This is a genomic window from Lonsdalea britannica, from assembly GCF_946477055.1.
Lineage (GTDB): Bacteria > Pseudomonadota > Gammaproteobacteria > Enterobacterales > Enterobacteriaceae > Lonsdalea > Lonsdalea britannica_A.
In genome coordinates this window covers 1-6,547 of the sequence record NZ_CAMKXG010000202.1, presented here as the reverse complement: position 1 = coordinate 6,547, position 6,547 = coordinate 1, and the positions used below count along the sequence as shown (strand labels likewise).

At 57.5% G+C, this 6,547-nt stretch carries 7 protein-coding genes and 1 pseudogene; all 8 read right to left on the bottom strand.

What is annotated here, in order from left to right:
• A pseudogene (locus tag Q7O77_RS12995) lies at nt 1-200 on the bottom strand (triphosphoribosyl-dephospho-CoA synthase); the annotation flags it as partial.
• Nucleotides 178-720 (bottom strand): citrate lyase holo-[acyl-carrier protein] synthase, encoded by a 543-nt coding sequence (gene citX, locus Q7O77_RS12990; RefSeq protein WP_304167995.1) that lies wholly within the window; start codon nt 718-720, stop codon nt 178-180. The gene citX and the pseudogene Q7O77_RS12995, both read right to left, overlap by 23 nt.
• A complete protein-coding gene (gene citF, locus Q7O77_RS12985) occupies nt 713-2,242 on the bottom strand; it encodes a citrate lyase subunit alpha (RefSeq protein ID WP_085651651.1) in 1,530 nt (509 codons plus the stop codon). Before citF ends, citX begins: the two co-directional genes overlap by 8 nt.
• 36 nt (nt 2,243-2,278) lie before the next feature.
• A complete protein-coding gene (gene citE, locus Q7O77_RS12980) occupies nt 2,279-3,154 on the bottom strand; it encodes a citrate (pro-3S)-lyase subunit beta (RefSeq protein WP_304167992.1) in 876 nt (291 codons plus the stop codon).
• Nucleotides 3,154-3,444, bottom strand: coding sequence for a citrate lyase acyl carrier protein (citD, locus tag Q7O77_RS12975; protein ID WP_304167989.1), 291 nt, complete (start codon nt 3,442-3,444; stop codon nt 3,154-3,156). The genes citE and citD overlap by 1 nt, the downstream gene beginning before the upstream one ends.
• A 32-nt stretch (nt 3,445-3,476) precedes the next feature.
• Nucleotides 3,477-4,520: a [citrate (pro-3S)-lyase] ligase gene (gene citC, locus Q7O77_RS12970; RefSeq protein WP_304167986.1), complete on the bottom strand. Its 1,044-nt coding sequence runs from the start codon at nt 4,518-4,520 to the stop codon at nt 3,477-3,479.
• 75 nt (nt 4,521-4,595) lie between these two features.
• Nucleotides 4,596-5,480: a fumarylacetoacetate hydrolase family protein gene (locus Q7O77_RS12965; RefSeq protein WP_304167983.1), complete on the bottom strand. Its 885-nt coding sequence runs from the start codon at nt 5,478-5,480 to the stop codon at nt 4,596-4,598.
• A gap of 55 nt (nt 5,481-5,535) precedes the next feature.
• Nucleotides 5,536-6,547, bottom strand: a 1,012-nt coding sequence (locus Q7O77_RS12960; protein ID WP_304167981.1) for a 2-hydroxycarboxylate transporter family protein, incomplete at its 5' end; no start/stop codon positions are given.

The following is a 6,547-nucleotide window of genomic DNA, read 5'->3' as shown; positions in this document are numbered from 1 at the left end:
TCTTCGTCGGCAGCGTCAGATGTGTATAAGAGACAGTTGTTAGCCCGGTCCACCAGACCCGGTTTTGGCGTCAGCATGACCTCTACCGTCAGCGCCTGCACCACCCACCGGTCAATATCCGGCAAAGGCAGCGCCGCGCGAGCGCCAGAGGACACGGCAGTCTGAGCCAGACATTCGTCAGCGTGAGGAGAAATAGGCATTCAGCCTCTCCTCAATCCGGGCAATGACGTCGGGCAACGGATGCCGCCGCGAACGCGCGCAGGCATGCGCGGGCTCGTCGCACAAAAGACAGCGGCGACCGGCACGTTCCAGACGAGCGCGGTTGAGCGCGCCGGACTGCGGGCAGAAAACGTCGAAGTCCCACAGCCGCCCCAGCGGATGCGAGTCTTCAAGTGACACGGTAGCGCGTTTAATCGCCAACGCATCGCCGTCCACCGCCCAGAATCCTTCCGCGCCCGTCACCGGCCAGTGCAGCTGATGTTCCGCTACCTGCCAGCCTTGTTCGCGGCTCAACGCGTCGAACGCCGCCACAGCCTCTTCCATCGCGCGGCGATACAGCGGCGAGTCCTTGACCGGCCCCGGCGTCACCAGCGTCAACGACACCAAAGGGGCATGGTGACGCGCCAGCAGGCGCTGCTGGCGAGCGGCACGTCGTTCTTTCGCTTCCAGCAGGCGTTCCAGCGAAACCGTCTCGGGCAACAGCGCCGTCACGTTATTCATCGTCCTCTTTCACCTGACGCACGACGTCGATGACGCTACCGTCGCGATAGCGGATCACCCCGACGATACGGTCGTGAAACGCGATCGGTTTCGGCTCGCCTACCAGCGCCACAGCACGTTCATACAGCGCTTCGATCGACATGACGGTCAGTCCAGCGGCCGTCAGTTGCTCGGCCACTTCAGGACGCGCCGGATTGACGGCAATTCCGTGATCGGTCACCAGGACGTCGATGCTTTCGCCCGGCGTCACACAGGTGGTGACGTGACGAACCACCGTCGGAATACGGCTGCGAATCAACGGCGCCACGATCACCGTCAGGTTAGCCGCCGTCGCCACGTCGCAGTGTCCGCCGGAAGCCCCGCGCATCACGCCGTCGGAGCCGGTGATGACGTTGACATTGAAGTCCAGATCGATTTCCAGCGCGCTGAGGATCACCACGTCCAACTGATCGCAGCACGCCGCCTTGGAAGTCGGGTTCGCGTAGACGTTGGTCGAGATTTCCACGTGGTTAGGATTGGTCGCCAGCGACGCGGCCGCGTTGGCATCAAAGCACTGGGTATCCAGCAGTTTCTCGATTAACCCTTTTTCATGCAGGTCGACGATGCTGCCGGTGATGCCGCCGAGGGCGAAACGCGCCACGATATTCTGCTTCTGCATCCGATCTTCGAGGAAGCGGGTGCAGGCGGTGGAGGCCGCGCCGGAGCCGGTCTGAATGGAGAAGCCGGGTTTGAAATAACCGGAATGCTCAATCACATCGGCGGCGGAGCGAGCGATGAGCAACTCACGCGGGTTACTGGTCACGCGAGCCGCGCCGACGCTGATCTTCGCCGGATCGCCGACTTCGTCGACCTGCACGATGTAGTCCACCTGATCCTGCACGATGCTGGCGGGCATATTGGGAAACGGCACCAGACTTTCTGTCAGCAGCACAACGTGGCGAGCGAACTCCGCATCCACCATCGCATAGCCCAGCGAGCCGCAGCGGGACTTGCCGTCCGTGCCATTGGCATTGCCGAACTCATCGCTGCACGGCACGCCCAGAAAGGCGACGTCTATCTTCAGTTCGCCGCTTTGCAGCAAATGCACGCGGCCGCCGTGCGAGTGGATCTGCACTGGCTCTTTCATCAATCCGTGGGAAACGGCGTCGGCCAGCTTGCCGCGCATGCCCGAGGTGTAAATCTGGCGAATCACCCCGTTGCGGATGTGTTTGACCAACGGCGCGTTGCAGCTCATCAACGAGCTGGAGGCCAGCGTCAGGTCTTTGAATCCCATGTCCGCCAGCGTGTCTATCACCTTGTTAATCACCTTATCCCCTTCACGGAAATGGTGATGGAAGGAGATGGTCATCCCGTCTTTCAGACCGCTTTTGACGATGGCGTCTTGCAAATCGGCACACAGCTTGCGCTCGTGCTTCTGAGTCAGATCGTTCAGCCACGGCGTGTTGTGGTTGGCGTCGACAAACGGCTGTAACTCGCTTTTATCCGGAAACTGCTGACGCAGCGCTTCAATAATGTTGCTCATGATCCAATCCTGTCATTGCTGAAAAAAGGCCGACGTTCACTTACGCACACCGGATGCCTGGGCGCGTTCCACCACCCGGCGGGCATGGTCGATAATCGGCGCGTCAATCATCTTGCCGTTCAGCGAGATCACGCCTAGTCCGGCGCGCTCACCTTCTTCCGCCGTCTTAATCACCAGTTGGGCGTAGTCCACCTCATCCTGTGTCGGCGCGTAGGCGTTGTGCAGCAATTCAATCTGACGCGGGTTAATCAGCGATTTTCCGTTGAAGCCCAGTTTGCGGATCAGTTCGACCTCCCGCAGGAAGCCCTCTTCATCGTTGACGTTGGAATACACCACGTCGAAAGCGTCGATACCAGCGGCACGCGCGGCATGCAACACGGCGCAACGGGCGTAGAACAGCTCGGTGCCGTCACCGCGCTCCGTCTGCATGTCCATCACATAGTCGAAAGCCGCGAGCGCGATGCCGATCATGCGCTTGGAGGAACGTGCGATGGACACGGCGTTGATGACGCCGACCGCGGATTCAATCGCCGCCATGATGCGCGTCGATCCGACTTCGCGACCACACGCTTTCTCAATGCGCACCAGATGCTGTTCCAGCTCGTCGACATCGTCGGTGGAGTCGGTTTTCGGCAAACGGATCACATCCGCGCCTCCGCGAACCGCCGCTTCCAAATCCAGCAGCCCGAACGGCGTGCTCAGCTGGTTGATGCGCACGACGGTTTCGATGTCCCGATACATCGGGTGTTGCAACGCGTGGAACACTAGCAGACGCGCGGTGTCTTTTTCTCGCAGAGACACGGCATCTTCCAGGTCGAACATGATGGAGTCGGGTTTATAGATGAATGCGTTGGAGAGCATGGCGGCGCTGGAGCCTGGGAGGAACAGCATACTGCGGCGTAATGTTGACATTAGAGTTTCTCCCATTCGATCTGTTGGGCATCCGCCCCGCGCAGGATGGCGCTTTGCACGCGAGCCCGGATCACGCAGTCCAGCGCGCCCTTGTCTTCCACGATTATGGTGCCGTCCTCAACGCCCAGCGACTGCAGGGTTTCATCGACGACTTTTTTAATTTGATCTCCGAACTGCTTGATGACTTCACTGTTGATCACGACGGTTAACTGACCTTCAGCAGGGGCGACTTTGACCAGCAAATCGCTGGACTCAAAGGTGCCCGCCAAGGCTTCCTTGACAATCTTCATCTTTATTTCCTGCCTGATACATGAAAAGTGAATTACGCGTACTGAGGCTCGCAGTAACGCTGTAAATGCTGCAATGTGGTCGGCGGCACCATGTCTCGAATAGGATCGAGCTGGCGCAGCTTCAAGAGTTTTCGGACTTCCGATGCGGAGATGGCCCGGCCTGAGTGTTCGCAGGTGCGCTCGATTTCAATCACCTTGAGCGCAGGCGCCTTCACTTTGCCGTCCTGCTCCAGCCAGTAGTGCATATCCTGATTGTATTGATACGTCACCGGACAGAAGGGTTCTGTCCCGACGAAACGCTGGTTGATACCGAGCGCGGGGGCGATGTATTTGCGAAAAATAATCAGGTCGATGGCCGCATGGGCCTGAGTGATCAGCTTCTCTTCCTTCAGGAAATAGCCGGGAAAGGTGGCCTTGGAAATCATGTAATCTGAGCCGGGATGTACCGTCAGATTGGGGATGTGTTCAACCCCTTTCTGCACCATCTCCAGCCGCTCGCTGTACGGAAAGAAAGAGACGTCTTCACGCACGACGAAGATATGCAGCCAGTCGCTGGCGCTGGCGGCCTGCTCGGCCAGATAACGATGACCCAACGTGAAGGGATTGGCGTTCATCACGATAGAGCCGATACGCTCGCCGGGCTGCCGCAACGCGGACAGCTTCTGACAATACTGTTTGATGCCGATCGGCGTATTTTCCATCAGCACCGCCGTCTCGTCGTAACTGGCGATGGGGTAAAAGCCGCAGCCGCGAAAAATGGCGATATTATCGGGTTTGGTGTAGAGAAACAGGTGGAACGTGCCGCGATCGGCGGCCAGCTGAACCACTTCATTGACCATCCGCACCCCCAGGTTCAGGTCTCTGAACTCGGGATCCACCGCCACGCATTTGATGGTGTTCGACGCCAGCCCCGCGCAGGCCACCAGTTGACCGCAGTGCCTCCCTACCACAAAGGTGTTTACGTCATTGTCCATGCCCAACTGACAACGTGTCAGAAACTGGTGAATCTCTTCCAGCTCCTCGGCAGGGTCTTTGACATCAAGTGTGGTGATAAAGAAAGACTCATCGTCATACATAACGGTAATCCTGCTTCTGACGGCTATTCAACATAACGGCTGATAAAAATATCCCCGCGCGAACGGGGACCGAAATTAATGGGTGATCGTGGCTGACGAGGGCTGCACGTCATCGATGCGGCTTTTGGCCTCAGCGATGGTGTTGCTCAGTCTGCCGAGGTGTTCGATGTCGACTTCAATACGATCGCCGGGGCGCATAAACAGCGGCGGATGGCGCTTTTTACCCACGCCGCCCGGAGACCCCGTGATGATGACATCGCCCGGCGCCAGCGAGGTAAAGGTGCTGATGTACTCGATCAGCTCCGGCACCTTGTGCACCATGTTGCTGGTGTTATCTTCCTGCACCTGACTGCCGTTAAGGTAAGTGTGGATATCCAACACCTGCGGATCGGGGATCTCATCGCTCGTCGTCAGGTAAGGACCAAACGCGCCGGTCTTCGGCCAGTTTTTACCGGCGGTAAACCAGCTGTGCTGCCAGTCACGTACGGAACCATCCATATAGCAGCTGTATCCCGCGACAAACGATAGCGCATCTTCGCGAGCGATGTTCTGTCCCCGGCGACCGATGACTACCGCCAGCTCGCCCTCATAGTCGAACTCATCCGAGAACTGAGGTTTCAGCACATCGGTCATGTGCCCGGTCTGAGAATCGGCAAAGCGCACGAACAGCGTCGGCGCCGGGTCGGCCTGATCAAACTCTATGCGTTTCGCCGCGTAATTCATACCGACACACAGGATCTTCCCCGGGTTAACGATGACCGGTAAGAACGTGACATCGGACTCCGCCACATCAGGCGCGTCATCGACAAAGGCTTTCGCTGCAGCCAAGCCGTCTCCCGCCAGTAATGCTTTTAAATCCGGATAACGTTGACCCAGTCTGCTGCGCAGGTCAATAAAGCCAGCCGGTGTGTAGATGCCGTAGCTGTCTTTTCCGTTATGGCGGTAGCTTGCAAGTTTCATAATGATTCCCGTATTAAAAATTACTTATGCTTCACTGCTTTACTGTCGTACTGGCTTAAATCAGAAAGTTACCGAGGACCAGTAAAGCCACGGAAACATTGATTGCACCGCCGATGCGGGTCGCAATCTGCGCGAAAGGCATCAGCACCATGCGATTGCCGGAGGTCAGGATAGCCACATCTCCTGTACCACCCTGCCCACTTTGGCAGCAAGAGACAATCGCTACATCTATGGGGTACATCCCGATTTTTTTACCAACGAAAAAGCCCGTCGCAACCAGCGTCACCACCGTGGAAACGATAACGATCAGGTTGGTAATAGTGAAAGCATGCACCAACTCTTCCCACGGCGTAATCGCGACGCCGACAGCAAAGAGAATGGGATAGGTCACTGACGTCTGGAAAAATTTGTACACCACCTGCGATCCTTCCAGAATCCGCGGCGAAACGCCATGCGCTAATTTCACTAAAACTGCAGCAAACAGCATGCCAACCGGTGCGGGCAAGCCGATGTATTTGTGGCCCAGCATACCCACCATGTAGAGCATGATGGCCAGCAGCGCCCCAGAGGCCAGCGCGGTCACGTCGATTTTACCGCTGAGTTCGGCCGACAGCGCCGTGGATTTCTTGTTGTCGTTAGATTTGCCCGGCATCAACTCACCCTCGCCGGTCAGATGCGGATAACGCTTGCCGAGCTGGTTAAGCATCCCCGCCAGCATGATGGCGGTCAGCCCACCCAGCATGACAATCGGCAATATTCTTCCCAGCGCCACGCCCTGATCCATATGCAGCAGCGTCGCATAGCCGATGGAAAGCGGTATCGCTCCCTCGCCCACGCCGCCCGCCATGATAGGCAGCACCAAAAAGAAGAACACCTGGAAGGGATCCATACCCAACGCGAGTCCGACGCCCACGCCGACCAACATGCCGGCAATTTCGCCACACAGCATGGGAAAGAAAATCCTGATGAAACCTTGGATTAAGGTGTCCCGATTCATGCTCATGATGCTGCCCACGATAATGCAGCAGATATAGAGGTAGAGAATGTTGGTGGACTTATAAAATAGC

Excerpts from the sequence above, each read along its gene's own strand:
- citX (WP_304167995.1), bottom strand. The coding sequence starts at position 720 with ATGAATAACGTGACGGCGCTGTTGCCCGAGACGGTTTCGCTGGAACGC.
- citF (WP_085651651.1), bottom strand. The coding sequence starts at position 2,242 with ATGAGCAACATTATTGAAGCGCTGCGTCAGCAGTTTCCGGATAAAAGC.
- citE (WP_304167992.1), bottom strand. The coding sequence starts at position 3,154 with ATGTCAACATTACGCCGCAGTATGCTGTTCCTCCCAGGCTCCAGCGCC.
- citD (WP_304167989.1), bottom strand. The coding sequence starts at position 3,444 with ATGAAGATTGTCAAGGAAGCCTTGGCGGGCACCTTTGAGTCCAGCGAT.
- citC (WP_304167986.1), bottom strand. The coding sequence starts at position 4,520 with ATGTATGACGATGAGTCTTTCTTTATCACCACACTTGATGTCAAAGAC.
- Q7O77_RS12965 (WP_304167983.1), bottom strand. The coding sequence starts at position 5,480 with ATGAAACTTGCAAGCTACCGCCATAACGGAAAAGACAGCTACGGCATC.